Source organism: Nocardioides ganghwensis (genome assembly GCF_014779655.1).
Taxonomy (GTDB): Bacteria; Actinomycetota; Actinomycetes; order Propionibacteriales; family Nocardioidaceae; genus Nocardioides; species Nocardioides ganghwensis.
Genome location: NZ_JACXYX010000007.1, coordinates 19010 through 44400, shown reverse-complemented (window position 1 = coordinate 44400; position 25391 = coordinate 19010). Strand labels below are relative to the sequence as shown.

Genomic DNA, 25391 nt, shown 5'->3' with positions numbered 1-25391 from the left:
CGTGTCCCTCCCCGTGCACCTCGTGCCGTCGCTGGCCGAGGCGTCGGTCGGCTCGGTCGTCGAGGTGACCGGGGACGAGGCGCACCACGCCGTCGCCGTACGCCGCCTGCGCGAGGGCGAGCAGGTCGCGCTCACCGACGGGGCCGGGGCCTCGGTCACCGGCACCGTCGCCTCGACCGGCAAGCGAGTCTTCACCGTCACCGTCGCGGCGGTCACGCGGGAGGAGCGCCCCGAGCCGGCGTTCACGGTCGTCCAGGCGCTGCCCAAGGGTGACCGGGGCGAGCTCGCCGTCGAGGTGCTGACGGAGGTCGGCGTCGACCGGGTCGTGCCGTGGGCGGCCGCCCGATCCGTCGCGGTCTGGAAGGGCGATCGCGCCGCGAAGTCCCACGCGAAGTGGCAGGCCACCGCCCGTGAGGCCGCCAAGCAGTCGCGCCGCTCGTGGCTGCCGACCGTCGCCCCGCTGGCGTCGACGGCCGACCTGGCCTCGCTGGTCGCCGACGCCGACCTCGCCGTCGTGCTGCACGAGGAGGCGACCGTCCCGCTCAGCGCGCTCGACGTCCCCGCCGCGGGCCGCATCGTGGTCGTCGTCGGCCCCGAGGGCGGGATCGCCCCCGACGAGCTCTCCGCGCTCACGGCCGCCGGCGCGCAGTCCGTACGCCTCGGTGCGGAGGTGCTCCGGACGTCCACCGCCGGTGTCGTCGCGGTCGCCGCCCTGCTCGCGCGTACGCCCCGCTGGTCCTGACCGTCCGGCCGGCGCGTCGGACGACCACAACCGGTGCGAGGCCGGACAGGTTCCGCGTGAAGCGGCCGGGCCCTCGGACTTCTGGTCGTCCGACACGCCCAACCGGCTCGCGCAAGACCTACTGCACGGTGATCGTCTTGGTGTCGACGGCCGGGCCGTCGCCCTCCGTGCCGCCGCTCGGGTCGTCGGTCTCGCACCGCACCACGACCTCGCCCGTGGCACCGCCGAGCGGCAGGCTGACCTCGAAGGGGAACAGTCGCTCCTCCATCCAGCCGTCCGACTGGTAGGCCTCCAGCGCGACCTCCTGCCCGTCCTGCAGGAGCCGGCACGGCCCGCTGGCCTCGAACGAGTTCGCCACGCCCGTGACGGTGAGGGTGTCGCCGGTGACCGTGTCGCCCTCGGCGGGGGAGGTGATGCTGACCAGGTTGAGCGTACGCAGCGCGTTGGCCGCCTCGAGCTCGGTGTCCGTCGGCAGGCCGAAGAGCTCGTAACCCGGGTCCTCGCGCTGGATGACGACCGGCACCCGCTCCTGCTGGACACCCTGCAGCGTGTAGACGAGCTGCTGGAGGGCGAGCCGGGCGTCGCGCCGGGTCATGCCGTCCGGGCGCTGGGTGAACCCGTCGGACGGGATGTCCACCAGCAGCACCCCGTCGGTCGCCCGGACCGACGTGATCTCGACCCCCGGCCACAGGGTGCGGTAGTCCGGGTCGTCGGGCTGGCCGCCGGCGACCAGCCGGGCGGCCTCCGTCAGCGGCTCGCCCTCCACCCGGTGGAACTCGCGGAAGAGGACCGTACGCCCGCCCGGCCCGTCGCCGGCGAAGTAGACCGGGACGGCGGTGCCGGCAGCCGCCGGCGACTCCGACGGCGACTCGGAGGGCGTCTCGGAGGGGGACTCGGACGGCGACTGCGAAGGTGACTTCGTCGACTGTGCGCCGTCGGTCGCGGTGGGCTCGCTCGCCTCGTCGGAGGCCGGGCGCGTGCCGTCGCCGGTGCACGAGGCGAGGGCCAGGGTCGTCGCCGCGACGACGGCGGTGGCACCCGCCCAGCGACGTACGCGTCGGGCGGGGGCGGTGGGGAAGGTCATGTCGTTCACGGTAGTGGGACGCGCGCCTCGACCCTCCGGTTACACGCCGTCGGTTGCCCGCAGTCGGTTACACGCCGCCGACCCAGACCCTAGGCTGGGCAGATGAGCGCCACGTCGGACGACTGCATCTTCTGCACCATCGTCGCCGGGGAGATCCCGGCCGACGTGATCGGACGCAGCGAGCACGCCATCGCGTTCAAGGACCTCAACCCGCAGGCGCCGTTCCACGCACTCGTGGTGCCGCTCGACCACCACGAGAACGTCGCCGCCTCCGCCGCCGCCGACCCGGCGGTGATCGGCCACCTCGTCGCACTGGCCGACACGGTCGCCCGCGAGTCCGGCAACCCCGACTACCGCCTCGTCGCCAACACGGGCGCCGCAGTCGGGCAGAGCGTCTTCCACACCCACTTCCACGTGCTCGGCGGCTCGTCGCGCATGTCCGAGTCCCTGATCTGAGCAGCCGTGTCCCGATCCCGCCCGTCCCGACCCCGACACGCGCTCGCCGCGGTCCTGACGCTCGGCCTCCTCGCGCTCGCCGCCTGCGGCGGGGGTTCCGCCGAGGGCGACCGGAGCGCCACCCAGCCGGCCGAGCAGCCGGCGAGCACCTCCCCGAGCGCGGAGGAGGCGGCGGCCGGGTCGCACGGCAGCGGCCACTACGCGGAGCCCGCGCAGTCCAAGAAGCTGCGTGCCGGTGAGACCCGTACGACGATCGCGATGCCGGGCAGCTACACACCGGACGCGCCCTACGGCACCGGCACCGACGACTACCGCTGCTTCCTGCTCGACCCGGGCCTCGACAAGGACGCCTGGCTCACCGGCACCCAGGTGCTGCCCGGCAACCCCGACGTCGTGCACCACGTGATCCTCTTCCAGGTCCCGCCCGAGCAGGTCGCGGCGGCGAAGGCCAAGGACGCCGCCGAGGACGAGGAGGGCTGGACCTGCTTCGGCGGCACCGGCCTCGACCAGTTCCAGGACGTCAACCGGTCGTCGTGGATCGGCGCCTGGGCCCCCGGCGGCGAGGAGTCGGTCGTCAAGCCCGGCTACGGCGTACGCCTGCGCAAGGGCAGCCAGGTCGTCATGCAGGTCCACTACAACCTGCTCGCCGGCCAGCAGCCCGACACCTCGGCCGCCCAGCTGCGCCTCGCGCCCGGCAACCGCAAGTACCAGGGCCTCACCACGATGCTGCTGCCCGCTCCGGTCGAGCTCCCGTGCCGCCCGGAGCACTCCGACGGCGAGCTCTGCGACCGTGCGGCCGCGGTGGCCGACGTCAAGGAGCGCTTCGGCGCCGACGGCAACACCGCCGACCTCCTCCACCTCCTGTGCGGCGGCGAGCCGGAGCCGGGCCGGACGCAGTCGTGCCTGCGCACCCTCGGCGAGCCGATCACCATCCACGGCGTCGCCGGCCACATGCACCTGCTCGGCCGCTCGATCAGGATCGAGGTGCGGCCGGGCACCCCGCAGGCGCAGACCGTCCTGGACATCCCGGTCTGGGACTTCGACGACCAGGGGAGCCGGCCGATCGAGCCGATCACCCTGCAGCCGTTCGAGCAGGTGAAGGTCACCTGCACCCACGTCCAGTGGCTGCGCGACAAGCTCCCCGCCTTCGAGGGCCAGCCCGACCGCTACGTCGTCTGGGGCGAGGGCACCACCGACGAGATGTGCCTCGGCATGCTGCAGGTCACCCGCCCCTGAGGGCGTCCCGCCCCTTTCGGGTGGGCCGTACGCCCCGTGCTCGGTAGCATGGAGGGGCTCTGCCACCGACCCGGAAGGCCGCCCGCACGGGCATCCATGACTGCCACGAACCAGCCAGGCACCCCCGAGGAACGACCGACCCACACCGTGGTCGTCCCCAACAGCATCGACATGGTCTCCGTCCTGGGACCGGGCGACGAGCACCTCCGCCTCATCGAGCGTGCCTTCGACGCCAGCGTCCACGTCCGCGGCAACCGCATCACCCTCGCCGGCGAGTCGGCCGAGGTCGCCACCGCCGAGCGCCTGCTCGACGAGATCGTGACGCTCGTGCGCACCGGACAGGGCGTCACCGGCGAGACGGTCGAGCGGATCATCCAGATGCTGCGCGCTGAGACCCACGAGCGGCCGGCCGACGTGCTGAGCCTCAACATCCTGTCCAACCGCGGGCGCACGATCCGTCCCAAGACGCTCAACCAGAAGCGCTACGTGGAGTCGATCGACAAGAGCACGATCACGTTCGGCATCGGCCCCGCGGGCACCGGCAAGACCTATCTCGCGATGGCGAAGGCCGTGCAGGCCCTCCAGGCCAAGGAGGTCAACCGGATCATCCTGAGCCGTCCGGCCGTCGAGGCGGGGGAGCGCCTCGGCTTCCTGCCCGGCACCCTCAGCGAGAAGATCGACCCCTACCTGCGCCCCCTGTACGACGCGCTGCACGACATGGTCGACCCCGAGACGATCCCCAAGCTGCTCGCCGCCGGGACCATCGAGGTCGCCCCGCTGGCGTTCCTGCGGGGCCGCTCGCTCAACGACTCGTTCATCATCCTCGACGAGGCGCAGAACACGACTCCCGAGCAGATGAAGATGTTCCTCACGCGCCTCGGCTTCGGCTCGCGGATCGTCGTCACCGGCGACACCAGCCAGGTCGACCTGCCCTCCGGCACCCAGTCCGGCCTGCGCGTGGTCGAGGGGATCCTCGACGGGGTCGACGACATCACCTTCTGCCGCCTCACCGGCACCGACGTCGTACGCCACCGGCTGGTCGGGCGCATCGTGGAGGCCTACGAGGTCTTCGACGCCGACAACCGGCCCCGGCCCCGCACCGGCCCCAAGAAGACCGAGCGGGGACCGCGATGAGCATCGAGGTCCTCAACGAGTCGGGCCTCGAGCTCGACGTACGCCGGCTGTCACAGCTCGCGCGCTTCGTGATGGAGCAGATGCGGGTCCACCCGCAGGCCGAGCTGTGCATCAAGGCGGTCGACGAGGACACCATCGCGGAGCTCAACGGCAAGTGGATGGAGAAGGACGGACCGACCGACGTCCTGGCCTTCCCCATGGACGAGCTGCGTCCGGGCAAGGTCAACGAGGAGCCCGAGGAGGGCGTCCTCGGCGACCTCGTGCTGTCGCCGGCCGTCGCCGAGCGGCAGGGGGTGGAGGCCGGTCACGGCCGCGAGGCCGAGATCGACCTGCTCACCGTCCACGGCATCCTGCACCTCCTCGGCTACGACCACGCCGAGCCCGAGGAGCACGCGGTGATGTTCGGGTTGCAGGGCGAGCTGCTCGACGCCTGGCGCGCCTCGTCCGACGCCACGTCCGACGCCACGTCCGAGGCCACATCCGACGTCCCGCCCCCCGCCACCTGAGGCGGGCGACGACATGACTGCTGACATCTGGCAGCTGGGCTCGGCGGCCCTGCTGGTCCTGCTCGCCGGCCTGTTCTCGGCCGCCGACGCCGCCCTCGGAGCCTTCTCGCGCGCCCGCGCCGAGGAGCTGAAGGCCGAGGGCCGTCCCGGTGCACCGCGACTGGTGAGGCTGCTCGACGACCCCGCCCGCTACCTCAACACGGCTCTGCTGATGCGCCTGCTCTGCGAGATCAGCGCCATCGTCCTGGTCGCGACCTGGGCCCGCGACGCCTACCAGGGCTCGCCGGTCCCGACGTTCCTCACCACGATCGGCGTGATGCTCGTCGTGTCGTTCGTCGTCATCGGCGTCGCCCCGCGCACCATCGGTCGACAGCACGACGTCCGGGTCGCGCTCGCCTCGGCCGGTCCGATCTCGATGGTCACCACGATCCTCGGTCCCATCCCCGCCCTGCTGATCCTGCTCGGCAACGCGATCACCCCGGGCAAGGGCTTCAGCGAGGGTCCGTTCTCGACGGAGACCGAGCTGCGCGAGCTGGTCGACCTCGCCGAGGCGTCTGCGGTCATCGAGTCCGGCGAGCGGCGGATGATCCACTCGGTCTTCGAGCTCGGCGACACCATCACCCGCGAGGTGATGGTCCCGCGGCCCGACGTGGTCTACATCGAGCGCCACAAGAACCTGCGCCAGACGCTGTCGCTGTTCCTGCGCAGCGGCTACTCCCGCATCCCCGTCGTCGACGAGAACCTCGACGACATCGTCGGCATGGCCTACCTCAAGGACCTCGTGCGTCGCGACTTCGAGGCTCCCGACGTGGAGTTCACCCAGCGCGTCGACGAGGTGATGCGCCCGGTCCACTACGTCCCCGACTCCAAGCCGGTCGACGCCCTGCTCACCGAGCTCCAGGCTCGCCGCCAGCACATCGCGGTCGTCGTCGACGAGTACGGCGGCACCGCCGGCCTGGTCACGATCGAGGACGTGCTGGAGGAGATCGTCGGCGAGATCACGGACGAGTACGACGCCGAGGAGGTCGAGGTCGAGCACCTCGACGGCGGCGCCATCCGGGTCTCGTCGCGCTACCCGGTCGACGACCTCGACGAGCTGGTCGGCTTCGACGTCGAGGACGACGACGTCGACAGCGTCGGCGGCCTCATGGCCAAGCACCTCGGCAAGGTCCCGATCCCGGGGTCCGTCGTGGAGTGCCACGGCCTGCGCCTGGAGGCCGAGCGCGCCACCGGCCGTCGCAACAAGATCGAGACGGTGCTCGTGACGGTGCTCGCCCACGAGACCGAGCACGAGGTCGACGACGGGTCGTCGACGGTCACCTCCGCCGGCCGCTGACCGGGCGTACCCCCGGCCACCGCCCTCTCCTAGGGTTGTGCCCATGACCGACGAGACCCTCAGCGCCGAGGACGCCAAGCTCGTGACCCTCGCCCGCGCCACCCGCGTCCGGGCCCGCGCCGACGAGGGGGCAGCGGTGCGCGACCTCGACGGGCGGACGTACGCCGCGGCGAGCGTGCGCCTCGAGCACCTCGACCTGTCCGCGCTCGAGGTCTGCGTCGCCATGGCGGTGTCGTCCGGCTCGGCGGGCCTCGAGGCCGCCGTGGTGCTCACCGACGCCGAGCCCGCCCTCGACGCCGTGCGGGACTTCGCCGGCCCCGGCGTGCCCGTCCACGTCGGCGACGAGCGCGGGAGGATCGAGCGCACCTCCGGCACCTGACGCTCACGCGACCCGGGGCGCGTGTCGCCGCAACCTGCTCGCGCCCACGGCCTCGGCTCGCTAGCGTGGAGGTGTGCGATCGCCAGTGGGTCGTGAGCAGCACCGTGCCGGGGAGGCGAGGCTGAGGGAGTCCTACGCCGCCCTCCCTCACGATGCGCCCGTACGCCTGGCCAAGCGCACGAGCAACCTGTTCCGCGGGCGTACGTCGGGGGCCGCCGGGCTCGACGTGTCCGGGCTCACCGGGGTGGTCGAGGTCGACGGTGACGTCGCCGAGGTCCAGGGGATGTGCACCTACGAGCACCTGGTGGAGGTGACGCTCGCCCACCACCGGATCCCGCTCGTCGTGCCGCAGCTGAGGACCATCACCCTCGGTGGTGCCGTGAGCGGCCTCGGCATCGAGTCGACCAGCTTCCGCAACGGCCTGCCGCACGAGTCGGTGCTCGAGATGGACGTGCTGACCGGTTCCGGGGAGGTCGTCACCACCAAGCCGGGGGACGACCTCTTCGACGCCTTCCCCAACTCCTACGGCTCGCTCGGCTACGCCACGCGGCTGCGCATCGAGCTCGAGCCGGTCCCGGCCCACGTCGCCCTGCGCCACGTCCGCTTCCACGACGCGGGCTCGCTCGCCGACGCCGTCACCCGGGTCGTCGAGGACCGGGCCTGGGCAGGGGAGAGGGTCGACGGCCTCGACGGCGTCGCGTTCTCTCCCGACGAGCTCTACCTCACCCTCGCCCGCTGGACCGAGGAGCCCGGTCCCACCAGCGACTACACCGGGCAGCAGGTCTTCTACCGCTCGCTCCAGGAGCGCGCGAGCGACCGGCTCACCGTGCACGACTACCTGTGGCGCTGGGACACCGACTGGTTCTGGTGCTCGCGGGCGTTCGGCGCCCAGCACCCGCTCGTACGCCGGGTGTGGCCGCGCCGGCTGCGCCGCTCCGACGTCTACTGGAAGCTCGTCGCCCTCGACCGGCGCTTCAGCGTCGCCGACCGGCTCGACCGCCGGGCCGGGCGACCGCAGGGCGAGCGCGTCGTCCAGGACGTCGAGGTGCCCGTCGACCGGCTCGCGGAGTTCCTCGCGTGGTTCGACCGGGAGGTCGGCATGCGGCCGGTCTGGCTGTGCCCGCTGCGCCTTCGCCGTCGCGACGGCGAAGGCGGTGACCGGCCCTGGCCGGGCTACCCGCTGGACCCGGGCACGACCTACGTCAACGTCGGCTTCTGGGGCATCGTCAACGTGGGGCCCGACGCCCCGACCTCCCCCCGCAACCGCGCCATCGAGGCGCAGGTCTCCGCGCTCGGGGGTCACAAGAGCCTCTACTCCGAGGCGTTCTACGAGCGCGCGGAGTTCGACCGCCTCTACGGCGGCGCCCACCTGGCCGAGGTCAAGGCCAGGTTCGACCCCGATGACCGGCTGACGTCCCTCTACGACAAGGTGGTGCACCGACGATGAGCTCCCGTCTCGATCCTCCGACGTCCGCTCCCGGCCGGATGCCGATCGGCGAAGCGATCGACCGGCTCGTCAGGGGCGGACTGCCGCTGCGCTTCACGGCGTACGACGGCAGCGCCGCAGGACCTCCCGACGCGCCGGTCGGCATGCACCTGCGCACCGAGCGCGGTCTTGCCTTCCTCATGACGGCTCCCGGCGACCTCGGCCTGGTCCGCGCCTACGTCAGCGGCGACCTCGACCTGTCCGGGGTCCATCCCGGCGACCCCTACGACGCGCTGGTGCTCCTCAAGGACAACACCCGGTTCCGGGTGCCCGCGCCGACGGAGGCGCTCCAGCTCGCGCGCGGCCTCGGGCTGGCACACCTCCGCCCGCCGGCACCGCCACCGCAGGAGCACCTGCCACGGTGGCGGCGTGCCGTCGAGGGGCTGCGGCACTCGATGGTGCGCGACGCCGAGGTCATCGCCCACCACTACGACGTGTCGAACCGGTTCTACGAGATGGTCCTCGGGCCGTCGATGGCCTACACCTGCGCGCTCTACGAGACGCCGGACGCCACCCTCGAGCAGGCACAGGCGGCGAAGTTCGACCTGGTCTGCCGCAAGCTCGGCCTGCAGCCGGGCATGCGGTTGCTCGACGTCGGGTGCGGCTGGGGCACGATGGTCCGCCACGCCGCCCGCGAGCACGGCGTCCACGCGCTCGGCGTGACGCTGTCGCTGGAGCAGGCCGAGTGGGCCAAGGCTGCCATCGACCGCGAGGGCCTCGGCGACCTCGCCGAGGTGCGCCACCTCGACTACCGCGACGTCGTCGAGGACGGGTTCGACGCGGTCAGCTCCATCGGCCTCACCGAGCACATCGGGGTCCGCAAGTACCCCGCCTACTTCCGTCACCTGCGTGACCGGCTCAAGCCGGGTGGACGTCTGCTCAACCACTCGATCACCAGGCCCCACAACCGGCGCCAGGAGACGGGGGCGTTCATCGACCGCTACGTCTTCCCCGACGGCGAGCTGATCGGCTCGGGCACCATCATCGGCGCCGCCCAGGACCAGGGCCTCGAGGTCCAGCACAGCGAGAACCTGCGCCTCCACTACGCCGCCACGCTGCGCGACTGGAACCGCAACCTCGTCGAGCACTGGGACGAGTGCGTCGCCGAGGTCGGCGAGGGGACCGCCCGCGTCTGGGGGCTCTACATCGCCGGGTCGCGGGTCGGTTTCGAGCGTGGCGAGGTCGAGCTGCACCAGGTGCTCGCGACCCGCAACCACCGCGACGGACGCTCCGACTTCCCGATGCGCCCGGACTGGTGAGCCACCGATAGCCTCGTCCGGTGAGCACGCGCGCAGCCCAGTTCCAGGCGACCGTACGCCGCCGCGAACCGCTGTCGGACCACCTCGTCCGGCTCGTCCTCGACGGCCTCGACGGCTTCACCTCGACGGGGATCCCGGACGAGTGGGTGGGCCTGGTCGTGCCGGGCCAGTTCCAGAGCCGCTACTACACCGTCCGGTCGTACGCCGACGGCGAGCTCACCCTCGACGTGGTCGTCCACGACGTCGGCCTCGTCACCGAGTGGGCGACGCGCGACTGCGTCGGCGACGTCGTGACGATCACCGAGCCCAAGGCCTCCTTCGGGCCGCCGGCCGGCGCGTCCTGGCTCCTGCTGGTCGGTGACCTCACGGCGATGCCGGCGATGGCCCGGATCGTCGAGACCCACCCCGACCTGCCGACCCGGGTGCTGGCCGAGGTGCCCGACGACCTGGCCGGCTACCTCCCCGACACAGCCGACGTCACCTGGCTCGCGCCGCCCGCGCCCGGCCAGAGCGCGCTCGCACAGGTGGTCGAGGGCATCGACTGGCCCGAGGGCGAGGGCTACTTCTGGATGGCGGGGGAGTCCGCGCAGATGCGCGCGATCCGCAAGCACCTGATGCGCGAGGTCGGTCTGCCGACGAGCCACTACGACGTGATGGGCTACTGGCGCGCCACCGCCGCACGCCAGCCGCGAGCGGTCGACCCCGGCCCGGTCTGGCGCGCGGGCAGGGCGGCAGGGAAGAGTGACGAGCAGATCTGGGCCGACTACGACGCAGCGCGAGAGGCGAGCGATGGCTGACGACGAGCAGCAGCACGTGGACGACGACGACCTCCAGGAGCCGGCCGAGGACCCGGACGAGGACCTGGACGACGACTTCGACCTGTCCGGCGTCGCGCCCGCCGGCGCGTTCTACGAGGCGCCCGAGGGCTTCCGCAGTGGCTTCGCGTCCTTCGTCGGCCGCCCCAACGCCGGCAAGTCCACCCTGACCAACGCCCTCGTCGGGCAGAAGATCGTCATCACCTCGTCCAAGCCGCAGACCACCCGCAACGTGGTGCGCGGCATCGTGCACCGCGCCGACGCCCAGCTCATCCTCGTCGACACCCCCGGCCTCCACCGCCCGCGGACCCTCCTCGGCGAGCGGCTCAACGACCTGGTCCGGACCACGTGGGCCGAGGTCGACGTGGTCGCCGTCTGCTTCCCCGCCAACGAGAAGATCGGCCCGGGCGACCGCTTCCTGGTCACCGAGCTGGCCAAGGTGCGGCGCACCGTACGGATCGCGGTCGCCACCAAGACCGACCTCGTCACCCCCGAGCAGCTCGCCTCCCACCTGATGGACATCCAGGCCCTAGGGGAGGAGACGAAGACCGAGTGGGCCGAGATCGTCCCCGTGTCCGCGGTGTCCGGTGACCAGGTCCAGCTGCTGGCCGACCTGCTGGTGGGCCAGATGCCCGAGGGCCCGCCGCTCTACCCCGACGGCGACCTGACCGACGCCCCCGAGGAGGCGCTGGCCGCCGACCTCATCCGCGAGGCCGCCCTCGAGGGCGTGCGCGACGAACTGCCGCACTCGATCGCGGTGGTGGTCGAGGAGATGGGCCTGCGCGAGGGTCGCCCCGACGACAAGCCGCTGCTCGACATCGTGGCCAACCTCTACGTCGAGCGTGACTCCCAGAAGGGGATCATGATCGGCCACAAGGGCTCCCGGCTCCGCGCGGTCGGCACCGCCGCCCGCAAGCAGATCGAGGCGCTGCTCGGCACGCCGGTCTACCTCGACCTCCAGGTCAAGATCGCCAAGGACTGGCAGCGCGACCCCCGCCAGCTGCGCAAGCTGGGCTTCTGACCTGAAGCCTTCTGCTTCTTTGTCCCGCCCCGTCGCGGATCGACGTATGGTGGAGGTGTCGAGGAACCCGACAGGCGTCGACCCACGAGCGTCACTCCTCGCGATCGACGACTCTGGCAGGACCACTTCCTTGGCTCCGCATGCTTCCCATCGCCCGACCCTGGTGACGGTGGTCCGGCGCGTCTCGCTGAGCTTGCTGGTGGCGGTGGTGGTCCCGGCTGCCGTCTTCTACGGCGTCTTCGCCCTGGCCGGCGTGTGGACCGCGATCGCGGCTGCCCTCGCTTGGTCCTACGGCGCCATCGTCTGGCGCGCCCTGACCCGCCGGCGCACGTCCGGGTTGCTGGTCCTGACCGCAGTCCTGCTCACCGGTCGCACCGCCTTGTCGGTCATCGCCGACAGCACGTGGCTCTACTTCCTCCAGCCGGTGATCAGTGATGGCGTCGTCGCACTGCTCTTCCTGCTGTCGCTGGCGAGCGCACGGCCCATGGTGGCCCGGCTGGCCGGAGACTTCTACCCGATGGACCACGAGCTGGCCATGCGCCCACGGGTGCGCCGCCTCTTCCGCAACCTCACCGCGTTGTGGGCTGCGCTCGGGCTCGCCAAGGCAGGGATGACGCTGTGGTTGCTGCAGTCACAGACACTGGAGACGTTCATCCTGGTCAAGAGCATCTCGGTGCTGGCCATCAACGTGCTCGCAGCGTTCGCCACGATCGGCCTGGCCGCCCTCGTGGCCCGCAAGGAGGGACTGATGGGCTCGACCCGACCCGCGTCCCTGCCCGTGCCCGTGCCCGTCGAGGTGTCCGCCTGACCCGTCGGCTCAGGCGGGCACCCAGCAGATGCCGTAGCGCTGCCCGGCGTCCCACTGCTCGCGCGTCGGGCTCTCCTGCGACCAGGTGAAGTCGAGCGGGTCGTCGGCGCTGTCCGCCGCTGCGTCGCGGCACGTCGGGTCCATGCGGTCGGCGACCGCGGCGGGCGCGGGGAGCCGGCGCCCCGGGATGTCGACGGTCGCGACGGCCCGCCAGGAGTGCCTCCTGCTGCACGCGACGCGGTCGAAACCCTTCGTGCCGGGGGCCGACGTCGCGCACATCGCCGGCGCGGCCCACCCCTTCGTACGCCGGGGCAGGTCGAGCAGCTGCCGCGGCGCCGCCACCGCCACGACGTCGCAGCGGAACCAGTCGGCGCCGGCCTCCGCCCGGGCCGGGCTGGGGGTGAACCACACGGCCCGCACCATGCTCAGACGCAGCTCGCGAGGCGTACGACCGAGGTGCCGGGGGAGCCGTCGCGTGCAGGTCGTGCGCATCTGGCGCTGGGCGGCCTGCGAGTCGATCCGCCGGGTGAAGCCGGACTTCGTCGTCAGGTCGAGGGTGCCGACGAAGTAGGTCTGGGCGGTGTGCTTCCGGCGGCACGGGACCGGCGCGGTCCGGCCGACGACCACCAGCGCCTGGCGGAAGGTCAGCGCGTGGCACTCGCCGATCTCGGGGGTGGGGCCGGGATCGGGCGGGGGCGTCTCGGTGGTGGTCGGGGACGACGAGGGCGTCGGCGACCCGGCAGGGTCGGCGGGGCCGGGCGAGGCGGACGTGCAGCCGCCCAGCAGCACGGCGGCGGCGAGCGTCGCGAGGACGCGCCTCACGCCATCACCAGTGCCGCGAGCGTTCCACCCAGCTCGTACGCCGCCTCCCGCTCCGCCTCGCCCACCTCGCCGAGGACCTCGAGCACGGGCGCGGCCTGCCGCCACGAGAGGGCCCCCACGATGGACTGCACGGAGCGCACCGCACCCGCCGTGTCGTAGCGACCGTGGACGAAGAGCCCGTACGGCCTGCGACCGCCCTCGGCCGCGGCTGCGGAGCCGTCGTCGGTGAGGGCGCCCCCGGCCTCCAGGAAGATCGTGTCGAAGAAGTGCTTGAGGGCGCCGCTCATGTAGCCGAAGTTGGCAGGGGTGCCGAGCACGTAGCCGTCCGCGGCCAGCACGTCGTCGGCACGTGCCTCCAGCGCGGACCGTACGACGACCTCCACGCCCTCGATCGCGTCGTCCGAGGCGCCGGCCACGACCGCCTCGGTCAACGCGGACACCGACGGGGTCGGTGAGTGGTGGACCACCAGCAGTCGGGGCATGGCGTGAGCCTACGAGGCGGAGTAGCGTCGCGTGGCGTGACCTTCGAGGTGGCGGGTGATGCCTACGACCGCTTCATGGGCCGCTACTCCCGCCCGCTCGCCGCCGACCTCGCCGACTGGCTGGAGGTCGCGTCCGGCCAGCGGGCGATCGACGTCGGCTGCGGCCCGGGCGCGCTGACGGGCATCCTCGCCGACCGCCTCGGGGCCGACCGGGTGGCCGCCGTCGACCCGTCGGCGTCCTTCGTCGAGGCCTGCCGCGAGCGCCTCCCCGGCGTCGACGTCCGGCTGGGACGGGCGGAGTCGCTGCCCCACGACGACGACTCGTTCGACGTCGCGGCGGCGTGCCTGGTCGTGCACTTCATGTCGGACCCCGTCGGTGGGATCGCCGAGATGGCACGGGTGACGCGCCCCGGCGGCTGGGTCGGTGCCACGGTCTGGGACCTCGTCGGGTCACGGGCGCCGATGTGGCCGCTGTGGGAGGCCGTCGCGCAGCTCGCGCCCGAGCACCCGGGGGAGCGGGAGTTCCCCGGCGGGTCCCGTGAGGGCCTCGTCGCGATCCTCGAGGGTGGCGGTCTGCGCGACGTCGAGGCAGTGGAGCTGCCGGTCACCGTCTCGCACCCGAGCTTCGAGGAGTGGTGGGAGCCCTACCTGCACGGCGTCGGACCCGCCGGTGACGCCGTCGGCGCCCTCGGACCCGACGGCCGGGCCCGGCTCGAGGAGACCCTGCGCGACCGCCTCGGCGACGGGCCGTTCGACCTGACGGCCGTGGCGTACGCCGCCCGCGGTCGGGCCTGAGGCGACCCCGGTCCGCGGATCGGACGGGCGGATGTGCTCGTCCGCGCGGGGGCGTACGCTGGTCCCGTCATGATGCGCACCCTCCTCCTTGGCTGCCGCAGCGAGGCCTGAACCGGCCCCCTCGTTGCGGAGTGTGGCGCGCGCCGGTCGCCCGACACCGACCGACCAACGAGGACACCATGACCAACCTGAGCAACACCGCCAACCAGCAGGGCACCAGCCCGATGCCGTTCGGCCGCTACACGCCGTTCGTGCCCGTCGACGTGCCCGACCGCACCTGGCCGACCAAGAAGGTCGAGAAGGCGCCGCGATGGCTCTCGACCGACCTGCGCGACGGCAACCAGGCGCTGATCGACCCGATGACGCCCGCCCGCAAGCTCACCATGTTCGAGCTGCTGGTGAAGATGGGCTACAAGGAGATCGAGGTCGGCTTCCCGAGCGCCAGCCAGACCGACTTCGACTTCGTCCGCAAGCTCGTCGAGGAGGACCGGATCCCCGACGACGTGCAGATCTCGGTGCTGACCCAGGCCCGTGAGGACCTGATCGAGCGCACGGTCGACTCGCTGGTCGGCGCGCCGCGGGCGACGATCCACCTCTACAACGCGACCGCCCCGCTCTTCCAGCGCGTGGTCTTCAACGTCACGCCCGACGAGTGCCGCAACATCGCCGTCCGCGGCACCGAGATGGTCATGAAGTACGCCGAGGAGCGCCTGGGCTCGATCGTCGGCAGCCAGGACTTCGGCTACCAGTACAGCCCCGAGATCTTCACCCAGTCCGACACCGACTTCGCGCTCAGCGTGTGCGAGGCGGTCTCCGACGTGTGGCAGCCCGAGGCGGGTCGCGAGATCATCCTCAACCTCCCCGCCACCGTCGAGATGTCGACGCCCAACACGTACGCCGACCAGATCGAGTACTTCGGCCGCGGGCTCACGCGGCGCGAGCACTCCGCGATCAGCCTGCACCCGCACAACGACCGCGGCACCGCCGTCGCGGCGACCGAGCTGGGCCTGATGGCCGGCGCGGACCGGGTCGAGGGCTGCCTGTTCGGCCACGGCGAGCGCACCGGCAACGTCGACCTGGTCACGCTCGGGATGAACCTGTTCAGCCAGGGCATCGACCCGCAGGTCGACTTCAGCGACATCGACGAGGTGCGCCGCACCGTCGAGTACTGCACCAACCTGCCGGTGCACCCGCGCCACCCCTACGCCGGCGACCTCGTCTACACCGCCTTCTCCGGCTCCCACCAGGACGCCATCAAGAAGGGCCTCGAGGACCTCGACAAGAAGGCCGCGGCCCTCGGGGTGCCCGTCGGCGAGCTGCCGTGGGAGGCGCCCTACCTGCCCATCGACCCCAAGGACGTCGGCCGGACCTACGAGGCGGTGATCCGCGTCAACAGCCAGTCCGGCAAGGGCGGCGTGGCCTACGTCCTCAAGTCCGAGCACAAGCTCGACCTGCCGCGCCGCGCGCAGATCGAGTTCAGCCGGGTCGTGCAGCAGCACACCGACGCCGAGGGCGGCGAGATCACGCCGGAGCAGATCTGGTCCGTGTTCCGCGCCGAGTACCTCGACCGCGAGACCCCGCTCAAGCTGAACTCCGTGCACACCTCGAGCGCCGCGGGGGAGAAGGACCAGCTCACCGTCGGGGTCTACGTGGACGGCGAGCGGCACGAGCTCAGCGGCCAGGGCAACGGTCCGATCGCGGCCTTCGTCGACGCGATCGCGGCGGTCGGTCACGACGTACGGGTCCTCGACTACGCCGAGCACGCCCTGTCGGCGGGTGGTGACGCCATCGCGGCGGCGTACGTCGAGTGCGCGGTGTCGTCCGACAGCGGCGACAAGGTGCTGTGGGGCGTCGGGCTCGACGCCAACATCGTCACCGCCTCGCTCAAGGCCGTGATCAGCGCCGTCAACCGCGCGTGACCGGCTAGATTCCCCCCATGTTGGTGAGCGAGCGGATCGGGCAGTTCTTCGTCGAGTCCGACGGCGGGCGCGACCGGCTCGAGTACACCGAGTACGGCTCGGGCGACGACTGGGTCGTGCTGCTGCACGGCCTGCTCATGCCGCGACGCATGCAGCAGCCGCTCGCCCGGGCGATGGCCGCGCAGGGCCTGCACGTGGTGACCCTCGACCTGCTCGGCCACGGACGCTCCGACCAGCCGGCCGACCCGCTGGTCTACTCGATGACCTCCTTCGGCGAGCAGGTCGTGGCGCTGCTCGACCACCTCGGTGCCGAGCAGGCGGTCATCGGCGGCACGTCGTTGGGCGCCAACGTCTCGCTCGAGGTGGCCGTGATCGCGCCCGAGCGGGTCAAGGGCCTCATCGTCGAGATGCCGGTGCTCAACCACGCGCTGGTCGCGGGGATCCTCGCCTTCGTCCCGATCATGCTGGCCGCGCGCTACGTGCCGATGACGGCCAACACCCTGCAGCGGATCTCCCGGTCGGTGCCCCGGGGGATCGTCCCGTTCTGGGCGGGGATCTGCCTCGACACCGTGGACCACCGTGCCGAGTCGATCGCCTCGGTGCTCCACGGCGTCATCTTCGGCCGGCTCGCACCGTCGTCGTCGCAGCGCCGCCGGATCCAGGCGCCCGTGTTCGTGGTGGGCCACCCGGTCGACCCGATCCACCCCTTCGTCGACGCCGACATGCTGGCCGCCGAGCTGCCGCACGTACGGATGGAGCGGGCGTCCTCGATCCTCGAGTGGCGCTTCCGCCCGGACCGGCTGACCCGGGCCGCCACCGACTTCGCGTTGGAGTGCTGGCAGGAGCGACCCGCGACGACCAAGGTCCGCACCCGGAAACGCTGACGCCGGACCCCGCTCGCGAGGGGTCGGTGGGGGAGAATGGTCCGGTGCCCCTCTACCGCGACGAGGCGGTCGTGCTCCGCACCCACAAGCTGGGCGAGGCCGACCGCATCATCACCCTGCTGACGCGTCAGCACGGGCGGGTGCGCGCCGTTGCCAAGGGCGTGCGCCGTACGACCTCGCGCTGGGGCTCGCGCCTCGAGCCGTTCACCCACGTCGACCTCCAGCTCGCCGAGGGGCGCAGCCTCGACGTGATCACGCAGGCCGAGACGTTGGACCCGTTCAACGCGCGGCTCGGCTTCGACTACGACCGCTACACCGCCGGCACGGCGATGCTCGAGACCGCCGAGCGGCTCGTGACCGAGGAGAAGGAGCCGGCCGTCCAGCAGTTCCTGCTCCTCGTGGGCGGCCTGCGCGCGATGGCGGCCGGCGAGCACCCGGCCGGGCAGGTGCTCGACTCCTACCTGCTGCGCTCGCTGTCCGTCGCCGGCTACGCGCCGTCCTTCGACCACTGCGTCCAGTGCGGCGTCGAGGGCCCGCACCGGTTCTTCAACCCGTCGGCGGGCGGCGTGCTCTGCGCCTCGGACCGCCTGCCGGGCTCGGCCACCCCGGCCTCGGAGACCGTGCTGGTGCTCGGCGCCCTGCTCGTCGGGGACTGGCCGGTGGTCCACGCCGCCGAGCCCCGCCACCTTCGCGAGGCCAGCAACCTCGTCTCCGCCTACCTCGCCTGGCACCTCGAGCGCGGCCTGCGCTCGATGGCGTACGTCGAGCGGTGACCCGGGCGCCGACGTCATGGGACACGGTCGTACGGGCGACCACCGGCCATGACGTCCCGGCCTAGTCTGTCGACCGTGAAGCGTCAGGTGAAGCAGCCGAACCCGCACCCCAGCGGAGCCACCCCGCCGCCGGTGCCCCGCTCGCTCGTCCCGGAGCACGTCGCGATCATCATGGACGGCAACGGCCGCTGGGCCAAGCAGCGCGGGCTCCCGCGCACCAAGGGCCACGAGGAGGGCGAGAGCACGCTCTTCGACGTCGTCGAGGGTGCGATCGAGATCGGCGTGAAGGCGATCTCCGCCTACGCGTTCTCCACCGAGAACTGGTCGCGCTCGCCCGAGGAGGTCCGCTTCCTGATGGGCTTCAACCGCGACGTGATCCGCCGTCGCCGCGACGAGATGCACGACCTCGGCGTACGGGTGCGCTGGGCCGGGCGCGCTCCGCGGCTGTGGAAGTCGGTCATCAAGGAGCTCCAGGTCGCCGAGGAGATGACCAGGGACAACGACGTCCTGACCCTGACGATGTGCGTCAACTACGGCGGTCGCGCCGAGCTCGCCGACGCGGCCCGCTCGATCGCCCGCGAGGTCGCCGCCGGCCGGCTCCACCCCGACAAGGTCGACGAGAAGACCTTCGCCCGCCACCTCTACGTCCCCGAGCTGCCCGACGCCGACCTGGTGTGGCGCACGTCGGGGGAGCAGCGGCTGTCCAACTTCATGCTGTGGCAGGCCGCCTACAGCGAGATGGTCTTCACTGATGTGCTCTGGCCCGACGTCGACCGGCGCCACCTGTGGGCGGCCGTCGAGACGTACGCCAGCCGGGACCGCCGCTACGGCGGCGCGCTGCCCAACGCCCCCACCCCTGGGTGAGGCCTACCGGCAGGCCGGGCAGGTCCCGAAGATCTCCAGGGTGTGGCTGATGTCGGCGTAGCCGTGCTCGCCGGCGATCGAGCTGGTCCACCGCTCGACGGCGGGCCCCTCGACCTCCACGGTCGCGCCGCAGGTGCGGCACACGAGGTGGTGGTGGTGCGTGTCGGAGCAGCTGCGCCAGATCGCCTCGCCGTCCTCGTTGCGCAGCATGTCGACCTCGCCGGCGTCGGCCAGCGCCGACAGGGTGCGGTAGACGGTCGCCAGGCCGACCGAGTCGCCCTGCCGTGAGATCAGGTCGTGGATCTCCTGCGCGCTGCGGAAGTCGTCGAACCCCGCCAGTGCCGCTGCGACGGCGCGCCGCTGGCGGGTGGGGCGTACGGCCGGCCGCCGCTGCTCAGTGCTCGTCATAGTGCTCTCCGTGCGGAGCGTGCCGGTGGCCGTCGTGGACGTAGTCGACGTGGTCGCCGTGCGGCACCGCGGGGTGACCGCAGTCGTCGCCGTGCTCGTGGGGGTGCCGGTCCGTCGAGCGGTGCGGCGTGACGGCGACCTCGGGGAACGGCGCCAGCAACCGGCTGCGGCGACGCAGCCACACCCCGATCGGCCACGTCGCGGTGAACATCGCGAGCGCCAGCAGGACGATCGTGGGGCCCGGGGCGACGGAGACGGAGAAGGACAGCCACGCGCTCAGGAGCAGGCCGCCCACCGATGCGAGGCACCCGACGGCCATCGCGCCGAGGAGCGTCACCCGGAAGGAGCGGGCCAGCTGCTGCGAGGTCGCGACCGGGACGACCATCAGCGCGGAGACCAGCAGCAGGCCGACGGTGCGCATCGCGACGGTGATGCTCACCGCGGCGAGAACCGCGATGAGCAGGTTCCAGGCGCGTACGCGCAGGCCGGCCACGCGCGCGAAGTCCTGGTCGCTCGCGACCGCGAACAGCTGGGGCGAGAGCCCGACCGCGACGACGAGCACCACCGCGGTCAGCGCCGCGGTGAACCACACGTCGGCGGCGGTGATCGCGTTGAGGGAGCCGAAGAGGTAAGCCTGGAGGGTGGCGGCTCCCTCGCCGGCGATGCCGGTGATCAGGACGCCGCCGGCGAGGCCGCCGTAGAACAGCAGGGCGAGCGCGACGTCGCCGTTGGTGTGGCCGCGCTCGCGGATGAGCTCCATCAGCACGGCGCCGAGCACGGCGACGAGCACGGCGGTCCACGTCGGTGAGGTGCCGGTCAGCAGGCCGAGGGCGACGCCGGTCACGGCGACGTGGCCGATGCCGTCGCCGAGCAGCGCGAGCCGGCGCTGCACCAGGAAGGTGCCGATCGCCGGGGCCGCCAGACCGGTGAGCAGCGCGGCGATGAGCGCGCGCTGCATGAAGCCGAGGGAGAAGAGGTCGAGGAACGTCATGTCAGGGGGTCCCCCGGTCCCAGTCGAAGGGTGAGGACACGTGCGGGGCGTGGTCGTGGCTGCCGGGGCCGTGGTCGGGTCCGGCGTCGTGGTCGTGGTGGGTGTGCGAGGCGACCTCCTGGGTCAGCGGCGGACCGTCGTAGGCCACCCGCCCGTCACGCATCACCACCGACCGGTCGACCAGCGGCATCATCGGACCGATCTCGTGCGCGACGAGCAGGATCGTCGCCCCACGTCGCTTGAGCCGCCCGAGCGCATCCGCGAGGGCCTGCTGGTTGGGCAGGTCCACGCCGGCGGTGGGCTCGTCGAGGACGAGCAGGTCGGGCTCGCCGGCCAGGGCGCGCGCGATGAGGACGCGCTGCTGCTGGCCGCCGGAGAGCTGCGAGACGCCGTACGACGACCGGTCGGTGAGGCCGACCACCTCGAGCGCCGACTCCACGGCGCGGCGGTCCGCCGCGCTGGTCGGGCGCAGCAGCCGGCGTCGCCCGACGCGCCCCGACGCCACGACCTCGCGCACCGTGGCCGGCACGCCGCCGGTGGCGGTCGAGCGCTGCGGCACGAAGCCGAGCCTCGACCAGTCGCCGAAGTCCTCGATCGGGGTGCCGAACAACCGGACCACTCCCCGGGTGTGGGGGAGCAGTCCGGTGACGGCGCGGACGAGGGTCGACTTGCCCGAGCCGTTGGGGCCGAGCAACGTCACCATCTCGCCGGTGCCGACGGTCAGGTCGACGTCGCGCAGGATCGGTCGGCCGCCGATGGCGACGGAGACCTGCTCGAGGGTGACGGGAGCGGCGTCGGGGGACGGGTGGGGGCTCACGAGCAGCCGTTGGCCTGCTGGAGTGCCGAGAGGTTCGAGCGCATGAGGGAAAGGTAGTCCTCCTCGGACGTCTCGTCCGAGAGGCCCTCGATCGGGTCGAGGACGCCGGTGGTCACGCCGAGGTCGTCGGCGAGGGTCTCGGCCATCTTCGGGCTGACCAGGCGCTCGGAGAACACGGTGGTCACGCCGTCGGCGTCGATGACCTCCTGGAGGTGGGCCAGGTCGGCGGCGGTCGGCTCGGCGTCGGGGGAGAGGCCGGCGATGGCCTCGAACTCGAGGCCGTAGCGCGTGAGGTAGGCGAACGCCTGGTGGCTCACCACAGTGGTGGTGCGCTCGCACGAGGCCAGGCCCGACGTGTAGTCCTCGTCGAGCGACTCCAGCTCGGACCGCAGCGCGGCGGCGTTGTCGGCGTACGTCTGCGCGCCGTCGGGGTCGACCTCGGCGAGCTCGTCGGCGACGGAGTCGGCGAAGTCCGCGACCAGGAGCGGGTCGAGCCAGAAGTGCGGGTCGAGGTCGCCGTCGTCGTGGCCCTCCTCCTCGGCGTGGCCCTCCTCCTCGGCGTGGCCCTCCTCCTCGGCGTGCTCGGCCTCGGACTCCCCGGCGTGCTTCTCCTCGGACTCGCCCTCGTGGTCGTGGTCCCCCTCGGTCGCGGGGATCAGGTCCACCACGGCGGCAGCGTCGAGGATCGGCGCGTCGGTGTTCTCGGCGGCCGCGTCGACGGCGGGCTGGAAGCCCTCCTCGAGCACGACGAGGTCGGCGCTCTCGAGCGCCGCGGTCTGGGCGATGGTGAGGTCGAGGTCGTGGGGCTCCTGGCCGGGCTGGGTCAGGTTGTCGACCGTCCACCCGTCGCCCGCCACCCGCTCGGTCACCCACGCCAGCGGGTAGAAGGACGCGACGGCCTGGCGACCACTTCCAGACGCGTCGGCGTCCGTCGAGCCACACCCGGCAAGGAGGACGGATGCGGTGAGGATGCTGGTGAGGGGGACGAGGCGGGTGGCGAGCGACATGAGAACGATTCTCAGCGATGTTGAGAATCGTTGTCAAACCGTCAGGGGTCAAGCAGACGCAGCACTGCCGCCACTCGTCGGTTGACGCCCTTGGAGGTGGGCAGGTCGAGCTTGGCGAACACCTGGGCGATCACGGACTCCACGCTGCGCTCGCTCAACCCCAGCTCATCCGCGATCGCGTAGTTCGAGCGCCCCTGGGCCATCGACACCATGACGTCACGCTCTCGTGGCGTCAGCCTGGCGAGGAGCGATCCCTCGCGGGCCTCGTCCATCACCGCGGCAGCCAGGTCGGGATCCACGACGCACCCCCCGTCGCCCACGACTCGTACGGCATCGCCGAGCACCACCGGATCGACCACCCGCTCCTTCAGCAGGTAGCCCGTCCCGCCGGTGGGCTGCGACATGAGCTGCTCGGCGTACGCCCTCACCACGTACTGGCTCAGCACGACCACACCTGTGCCGGGATATTCGCGCCGGATCCGTTCGGCGGCGCGCAGACCCTCGTCGGTGAAGGTGGGCGGCATGCGGATGTCGACCACCGCGACATCAGGTGACTCGGTGGCGACGAGCCTCACCAGGGTGTTCGCGTCCCCCGCCTGGCCGACGACCAGGTGCCCGACCTCCTCCAGCAGGCGCGCCACCCCGGTGCGGACCAGGAGGACGTCGTCGGCTACGACGACCCGCACGGGAACACCGCCTCCACTGTGACCCCGTCGTGCCGCCGGCGAAGCCGGACCGCCCCGCCCACCGCTCCGACACGGTCGGCCGCGCGCTGGAGGCCGTCGGTGTCCATGTCGACGTCGCGTCCTCGGACCTCGACCGTCAGGGCCACGTCCGGCTCGCGCAGGAGGCGGACCGAGACCGTGGTGTCAGCTCCATCGACGACGCCCCTCACCAGGCGGTACGACGCCACCGCGACCGACAGCGGGACGTTCGTCCCCCAGGCATCCTCGACGAGTCGCAGGACGCCTGGGGGAGAAGCAGACTCCCGCAGCGCGGCGCCGACGCCGTCAGCGACCAGGAGGCGCGGAAAGGCGCCGTGCGCCACTTCCCGCAGTCCGTCCAGGGCCAGCCGGAGCTCGGCACGCGCTTGCTCCAGCAGGGCCCGGTCCCCGGCGTCCTGGCACCCTCGTCCAGCGATGCCCAGGTGCATCGAGGCGCCGACGATGATCTGCTGGGCGCCGTCGTGCAGGTCGCTCTCGATCCGACGTGCCTCCGCGTCGGCAGCCTGGACGATGCGCCGGCGAGAGGCCGCCAGATCGCGGGCGTCAGCCCTCGACAACGCAGCCGAGCGCAGGTTCTCCACGAGGACACGGTCGGCAGCCGCCTCTACGCGTACCGACGTCGTGCGGATGCCGGACGACTGGCGAGGCGTCGTGGCCGTGCGGCGGGCGATCACCTCGCCCGACGCCTGACGGAGCTCCAGGTCCACGTCGGCCGGGGCCGTGTCGATCGGTTCGCCCGCGTCGTCCACCCAGGCATCGGGACGACCGGGAAGGGCGAACTGCCACGCTCCTGCCTGTCCCGGCGTACGGCCCGCCGCGAGGTCCTCGAGCAGCTGCGTCACCAGGCGCTGCGAACGGTGACTCCGCAGCCGTTCCCATGCCACGGCTCCCGCCACGACGAGGACCGGAAGCAGGGGCAGGAGCAGTCGTGGCCCGCTGGCGATCGACGGGCCCCAGGCGGTCGCGCGAGCGGCGTACATCACCAGCGCGGGGGCAGCGGCGAGTGGAACGACACGTCCGACGGTCAGGGACGTGCCCGCGCGCAGTCCGTGGGGCAGGAGCAGCAGCACCGCGATGGCCGCGGCAGCGGAGGAGACACGAGCGGCTTCGATCGTGAGTCCCTCCAGGAGAGCAGGGTGACCGACGCACCTCAGCTCGCAGGCGGGGTCGAGGGAAGGTTGGTAGGCGGCGAGGTGCACCACGACTGCCCCGCTCGCCAGGGCGAGGACCACGCCACGCGTCCTGGTGCCGACGCCGCCCATCAGCGCGAGCCCGGCCGGAACGAGCAGTCCGGTGGCCATGATCAGCGGGACGACGGCGTCCGGGACTGCGTCCGCGGCCACCAGGACCGGCCAGGTCGAGGAGGCCAGCAGGAGCAGGATCCCCCACGCGGCGAGCGCTCGTGCACGGACGAGCGCGCGGACCGCCGCCCAGCTGCCCGCTGCGAGGACGAAGGCGAACGCGGCCAAGGACCAGGAGCCCGCGAAGCGCCAGCCGGTGAGTCCACCGGTCTCGGTCGAGACCCAGACGAGGAAGAGGGCGGGAAGTCCGGCGACAGGGGCAAGCGCGACCCATCCGAGAAGAAGGGCCTGGCGTCCAGCCACTCCGTCATTCTGCCGCTCCGCTCGTCCGGCTGCGAGGAAACCGTGCCACCTCGGTACCGCGTCTGGCCGTCGCGGGGCACGGTGACAAGGACGACACCGACCGAGGAGGAACCATGCAGCGTCCCCACGTATCCCGACTTCGCCGACGCATCGCGATCCTCGCGGCCGCCGCCACGGCGGTCGCGCTGAGCCCCGCGGCGCGGTCGGCGGCAGCCCCCGCTGATCCGACGGTGGACGGCATGTTCGATGTCGGGGGCCATGAGCTCTACCTGACCTGTCGCGGCTCCGGCTCGCCCACGGTGCTGTACCTCCACGGAGCGGTCTTCGACCCCGACGTGGTGCCGCACCGGAACGCGCTCGGGATCCGCCGCCACCTCGAGGAGCACACCCGGGTCTGCCTGTACGACCGACGCAACGTCGGGCGGAGCGAGACCGTCGATGCGATCCAGCAGCCGAAGGACATGGTGCGAGACCTCGAGAACCTGCTCGAGGCCGCACAGGTGGATCCGCCCTTCGTGCTGCTCGGAGCCTCTTTCGGCGGCACCCTCGCTCACGTCTACGCCGCCGAGCACCCCGACGACGTCGTCGGCCTGGTGATGCTCGACTCGATGGTGCCGGACATGCTCGACATCGAGCGGTACTGGCCCGTCAAGGACGAGCGCTTCAAGAGCTTGCACCGCGACGACATGTTCAGCACGCCGGAGCGGATCAGCCACTGGAAGGTCCTCAAGCACGGCTCCAGGTACGCGGGTGACGAGCCCGCCGTGCCACTGACCTACGCCCTCGCCGGGCAGGACCCGTGGGACCAGTCGGGCCACGACGAGTGGGACGCACGCATCATGGGGATCATCCACGGTTACGTCGATCGGTGGTCGCCGGGGCGGACCGTCACGCTCGACACACCTCACTTCATGGAGGTGGAGGTGCCCGAGGAGATCGCAGGGCTCGTCCTGGACGTCATTGCCCGGGCCGACCGGTGAGGGGGGACGGCGGTGGTCTGGACCCGCGCTTGCCACCGCCCGTGGTGTCGTCGACCGT

27 protein-coding genes are annotated in these 25391 nt (G+C 72.2%); 18 read left to right on the top strand and 9 right to left on the bottom strand.

Annotated elements, in window-relative coordinates; translation table 11 throughout:
* Position 1: 1 nt before the first annotated feature.
* Complete coding sequence (locus IEZ24_RS09950; protein WP_129453504.1) at positions 2-742, top strand: 16S rRNA (uracil(1498)-N(3))-methyltransferase; 741 nt, start codon at positions 2-4, stop codon at positions 740-742.
* Between the two features lie 118 nt (positions 743-860).
* On the opposite strand, the gene IEZ24_RS09945 is transcribed toward IEZ24_RS09950, so the two are convergent.
* Positions 861-1826 (bottom strand): Gmad2 immunoglobulin-like domain-containing protein, encoded by a 966-nt coding sequence (locus IEZ24_RS09945; RefSeq protein WP_129453503.1) that lies wholly within the window; start codon positions 1824-1826, stop codon positions 861-863.
* Between the two features lie 102 nt (positions 1827-1928).
* On the opposite strand from IEZ24_RS09945, the gene IEZ24_RS09940 reads away from it, so the two are divergent.
* The 11 genes from IEZ24_RS09940 (at position 1929) to IEZ24_RS09890 (ending at position 12262) form a co-directional block, all read left to right on the top strand.
* The gene (locus IEZ24_RS09940; RefSeq protein ID WP_129453502.1) at positions 1929-2282 is read left to right on the top strand and encodes an HIT domain-containing protein; all 354 of its coding nucleotides are present in this window, start codon (positions 1929-1931) and stop codon (positions 2280-2282) included.
* Positions 2283-2288: 6 nt separating this feature from the next.
* Complete coding sequence (locus IEZ24_RS09935) at positions 2289-3518, top strand: hypothetical protein (protein ID WP_129453501.1); 1230 nt, start codon at positions 2289-2291, stop codon at positions 3516-3518.
* A gap of 96 nt (positions 3519-3614) precedes the next feature.
* The gene (locus tag IEZ24_RS09930; RefSeq protein WP_129453500.1) at positions 3615-4652 is read left to right on the top strand and encodes a PhoH family protein; all 1038 of its coding nucleotides are present in this window, start codon (positions 3615-3617) and stop codon (positions 4650-4652) included.
* On the top strand, positions 4649-5158 hold the full coding sequence (ybeY, locus tag IEZ24_RS09925) for an rRNA maturation RNase YbeY (protein WP_129453499.1): 510 nt from the start codon (positions 4649-4651) through the stop codon (positions 5156-5158). Before IEZ24_RS09930 ends, ybeY begins: the two co-directional genes overlap by 4 nt.
* A gap of 13 nt (positions 5159-5171) precedes the next feature.
* Complete coding sequence (locus tag IEZ24_RS09920; RefSeq protein ID WP_129453498.1) at positions 5172-6494, top strand: hemolysin family protein; 1323 nt, start codon at positions 5172-5174, stop codon at positions 6492-6494.
* Positions 6495-6537: 43 nt separating this feature from the next.
* Positions 6538-6873: a cytidine deaminase gene (locus IEZ24_RS09915; RefSeq protein WP_129453497.1), complete on the top strand. Its 336-nt coding sequence runs from the start codon at positions 6538-6540 to the stop codon at positions 6871-6873.
* 73 nt (positions 6874-6946) lie between these two features.
* Positions 6947-8320: an FAD-binding oxidoreductase gene (locus IEZ24_RS09910; protein ID WP_242498376.1), complete on the top strand. Its 1374-nt coding sequence runs from the start codon at positions 6947-6949 to the stop codon at positions 8318-8320.
* Positions 8317-9618: a class I SAM-dependent methyltransferase gene (locus IEZ24_RS09905; protein ID WP_129453496.1), complete on the top strand. Its 1302-nt coding sequence runs from the start codon at positions 8317-8319 to the stop codon at positions 9616-9618. Before IEZ24_RS09910 ends, IEZ24_RS09905 begins: the two co-directional genes overlap by 4 nt.
* A gap of 20 nt (positions 9619-9638) precedes the next feature.
* Positions 9639-10415 (top strand): siderophore-interacting protein, encoded by a 777-nt coding sequence (locus IEZ24_RS09900; RefSeq protein ID WP_129453495.1) that lies wholly within the window; start codon positions 9639-9641, stop codon positions 10413-10415.
* On the top strand, positions 10408-11454 hold the full coding sequence (era, locus tag IEZ24_RS09895; RefSeq protein ID WP_129453494.1) for a GTPase Era: 1047 nt from the start codon (positions 10408-10410) through the stop codon (positions 11452-11454). The genes IEZ24_RS09900 and era overlap by 8 nt, the downstream gene beginning before the upstream one ends.
* A gap of 169 nt (positions 11455-11623) precedes the next feature.
* Complete coding sequence (locus tag IEZ24_RS09890) at positions 11624-12262, top strand: VC0807 family protein (RefSeq protein WP_129453493.1); 639 nt, start codon at positions 11624-11626, stop codon at positions 12260-12262.
* 9 nt (positions 12263-12271) lie between these two features.
* On the opposite strand, the gene IEZ24_RS09885 is transcribed toward IEZ24_RS09890, so the two are convergent.
* Together IEZ24_RS09885 and IEZ24_RS09880 are read right to left on the bottom strand one after the other, a co-directional pair.
* Positions 12272-13084 carry a septum formation family protein gene (locus tag IEZ24_RS09885; protein ID WP_129453492.1) on the bottom strand — a complete coding sequence of 271 codons (813 nt, stop codon included), beginning with the start codon at positions 13082-13084 and terminating at the stop codon, positions 12272-12274.
* Positions 13081-13566 (bottom strand): flavodoxin family protein, encoded by a 486-nt coding sequence (locus IEZ24_RS09880; RefSeq protein ID WP_129453491.1) that lies wholly within the window; start codon positions 13564-13566, stop codon positions 13081-13083. The genes IEZ24_RS09885 and IEZ24_RS09880 overlap by 4 nt, the downstream gene beginning before the upstream one ends.
* 36 nt (positions 13567-13602) lie before the next feature.
* Here IEZ24_RS09880 and IEZ24_RS09875 point away from each other — a divergent pair, with 36 nt between their 5' ends.
* The 5 genes from IEZ24_RS09875 to IEZ24_RS09855 all read left to right on the top strand — a co-directional run bounded on the left by IEZ24_RS09875 (position 13603) and on the right by IEZ24_RS09855 (position 18801).
* On the top strand, positions 13603-14361 hold the full coding sequence (locus tag IEZ24_RS09875; protein WP_129453490.1) for a class I SAM-dependent methyltransferase: 759 nt from the start codon (positions 13603-13605) through the stop codon (positions 14359-14361).
* 179 nt (positions 14362-14540) lie between these two features.
* Complete coding sequence (leuA, locus tag IEZ24_RS09870; protein WP_129453489.1) at positions 14541-16280, top strand: 2-isopropylmalate synthase; 1740 nt, start codon at positions 14541-14543, stop codon at positions 16278-16280.
* Between the two features lie 17 nt (positions 16281-16297).
* Positions 16298-17164 (top strand): alpha/beta fold hydrolase, encoded by an 867-nt coding sequence (locus IEZ24_RS09865; protein WP_129453488.1) that lies wholly within the window; start codon positions 16298-16300, stop codon positions 17162-17164.
* Positions 17165-17208: 44 nt separating this feature from the next.
* Positions 17209-17937 carry a DNA repair protein RecO gene (recO, locus tag IEZ24_RS09860; RefSeq protein ID WP_129453487.1) on the top strand — a complete coding sequence of 243 codons (729 nt, stop codon included), beginning with the start codon at positions 17209-17211 and terminating at the stop codon, positions 17935-17937.
* 48 nt (positions 17938-17985) lie between these two features.
* The gene (locus IEZ24_RS09855; protein WP_129453486.1) at positions 17986-18801 is read left to right on the top strand and encodes an isoprenyl transferase; all 816 of its coding nucleotides are present in this window, start codon (positions 17986-17988) and stop codon (positions 18799-18801) included.
* Positions 18802-18804: 3 nt separating this feature from the next.
* On the opposite strand, the gene IEZ24_RS09850 is transcribed toward IEZ24_RS09855, so the two are convergent.
* The 6 genes from IEZ24_RS09850 to IEZ24_RS22320 are packed head-to-tail and all read right to left on the bottom strand — an operon-like array spanning position 18805 to position 24353.
* Positions 18805-19209 (bottom strand): Fur family transcriptional regulator, encoded by a 405-nt coding sequence (locus IEZ24_RS09850; protein ID WP_129453485.1) that lies wholly within the window; start codon positions 19207-19209, stop codon positions 18805-18807.
* On the bottom strand, positions 19196-20200 hold the full coding sequence (locus IEZ24_RS09845) for a metal ABC transporter permease (protein WP_129453484.1): 1005 nt from the start codon (positions 20198-20200) through the stop codon (positions 19196-19198). Before IEZ24_RS09845 ends, IEZ24_RS09850 begins: the two co-directional genes overlap by 14 nt.
* Position 20201: 1 nt before the next feature.
* Positions 20202-21017 carry a metal ABC transporter ATP-binding protein gene (locus tag IEZ24_RS09840; RefSeq protein WP_242498374.1) on the bottom strand — a complete coding sequence of 272 codons (816 nt, stop codon included), beginning with the start codon at positions 21015-21017 and terminating at the stop codon, positions 20202-20204.
* The gene (locus IEZ24_RS09835; RefSeq protein ID WP_129453483.1) at positions 21014-22024 is read right to left on the bottom strand and encodes a metal ABC transporter substrate-binding protein; all 1011 of its coding nucleotides are present in this window, start codon (positions 22022-22024) and stop codon (positions 21014-21016) included. Before IEZ24_RS09835 ends, IEZ24_RS09840 begins: the two co-directional genes overlap by 4 nt.
* 41 nt (positions 22025-22065) lie before the next feature.
* Positions 22066-22710 carry a response regulator gene (locus tag IEZ24_RS09830; RefSeq protein ID WP_129453482.1) on the bottom strand — a complete coding sequence of 215 codons (645 nt, stop codon included), beginning with the start codon at positions 22708-22710 and terminating at the stop codon, positions 22066-22068.
* The gene (locus tag IEZ24_RS22320) at positions 22695-24353 is read right to left on the bottom strand and encodes a sensor histidine kinase (protein ID WP_129453481.1); all 1659 of its coding nucleotides are present in this window, start codon (positions 24351-24353) and stop codon (positions 22695-22697) included. The genes IEZ24_RS09830 and IEZ24_RS22320 overlap by 16 nt, the downstream gene beginning before the upstream one ends.
* 113 nt (positions 24354-24466) lie before the next feature.
* On the opposite strand from IEZ24_RS22320, the gene IEZ24_RS09820 reads away from it, so the two are divergent.
* A complete protein-coding gene (locus tag IEZ24_RS09820; RefSeq protein ID WP_129453480.1) occupies positions 24467-25333 on the top strand; it encodes an alpha/beta fold hydrolase in 867 nt (288 codons plus the stop codon).
* The last annotated feature ends 58 nt before the right edge of the window (positions 25334-25391 follow it).

What these genes read in the sequence shown, in the direction of transcription:
- IEZ24_RS09945 (WP_129453503.1), bottom strand. Translation starts at nt 1,826, where the DNA reads ATGACCTTCCCCACCGCCCCCGCCCGACGCGTACGTCGCTGGGCGGGT.
- IEZ24_RS09940 (WP_129453502.1), top strand. Translation starts at nt 1,929, where the DNA reads ATGAGCGCCACGTCGGACGACTGCATCTTCTGCACCATCGTCGCCGGG.
- IEZ24_RS09930 (WP_129453500.1), top strand. Translation starts at nt 3,615, where the DNA reads ATGACTGCCACGAACCAGCCAGGCACCCCCGAGGAACGACCGACCCAC.
- ybeY (WP_129453499.1), top strand. Translation starts at nt 4,649, where the DNA reads ATGAGCATCGAGGTCCTCAACGAGTCGGGCCTCGAGCTCGACGTACGC.
- IEZ24_RS09920 (WP_129453498.1), top strand. Translation starts at nt 5,172, where the DNA reads ATGACTGCTGACATCTGGCAGCTGGGCTCGGCGGCCCTGCTGGTCCTG.
- IEZ24_RS09915 (WP_129453497.1), top strand. Translation starts at nt 6,538, where the DNA reads ATGACCGACGAGACCCTCAGCGCCGAGGACGCCAAGCTCGTGACCCTC.
- IEZ24_RS09905 (WP_129453496.1), top strand. Translation starts at nt 8,317, where the DNA reads ATGAGCTCCCGTCTCGATCCTCCGACGTCCGCTCCCGGCCGGATGCCG.
- era (WP_129453494.1), top strand. Translation starts at nt 10,408, where the DNA reads ATGGCTGACGACGAGCAGCAGCACGTGGACGACGACGACCTCCAGGAG.
- IEZ24_RS09880 (WP_129453491.1), bottom strand. Translation starts at nt 13,566, where the DNA reads ATGCCCCGACTGCTGGTGGTCCACCACTCACCGACCCCGTCGGTGTCC.
- leuA (WP_129453489.1), top strand. Translation starts at nt 14,541, where the DNA reads ATGACCAACCTGAGCAACACCGCCAACCAGCAGGGCACCAGCCCGATG.
- IEZ24_RS09865 (WP_129453488.1), top strand. Translation starts at nt 16,298, where the DNA reads ATGTTGGTGAGCGAGCGGATCGGGCAGTTCTTCGTCGAGTCCGACGGC.
- IEZ24_RS09855 (WP_129453486.1), top strand. Translation starts at nt 17,986, where the DNA reads ATGACGTCCCGGCCTAGTCTGTCGACCGTGAAGCGTCAGGTGAAGCAG.
- IEZ24_RS09850 (WP_129453485.1), bottom strand. Translation starts at nt 19,209, where the DNA reads ATGACGAGCACTGAGCAGCGGCGGCCGGCCGTACGCCCCACCCGCCAG.
- IEZ24_RS09845 (WP_129453484.1), bottom strand. Translation starts at nt 20,200, where the DNA reads ATGACGTTCCTCGACCTCTTCTCCCTCGGCTTCATGCAGCGCGCGCTC.
- IEZ24_RS09835 (WP_129453483.1), bottom strand. Translation starts at nt 22,024, where the DNA reads ATGTCGCTCGCCACCCGCCTCGTCCCCCTCACCAGCATCCTCACCGCA.
- IEZ24_RS09820 (WP_129453480.1), top strand. Translation starts at nt 24,467, where the DNA reads ATGCAGCGTCCCCACGTATCCCGACTTCGCCGACGCATCGCGATCCTC.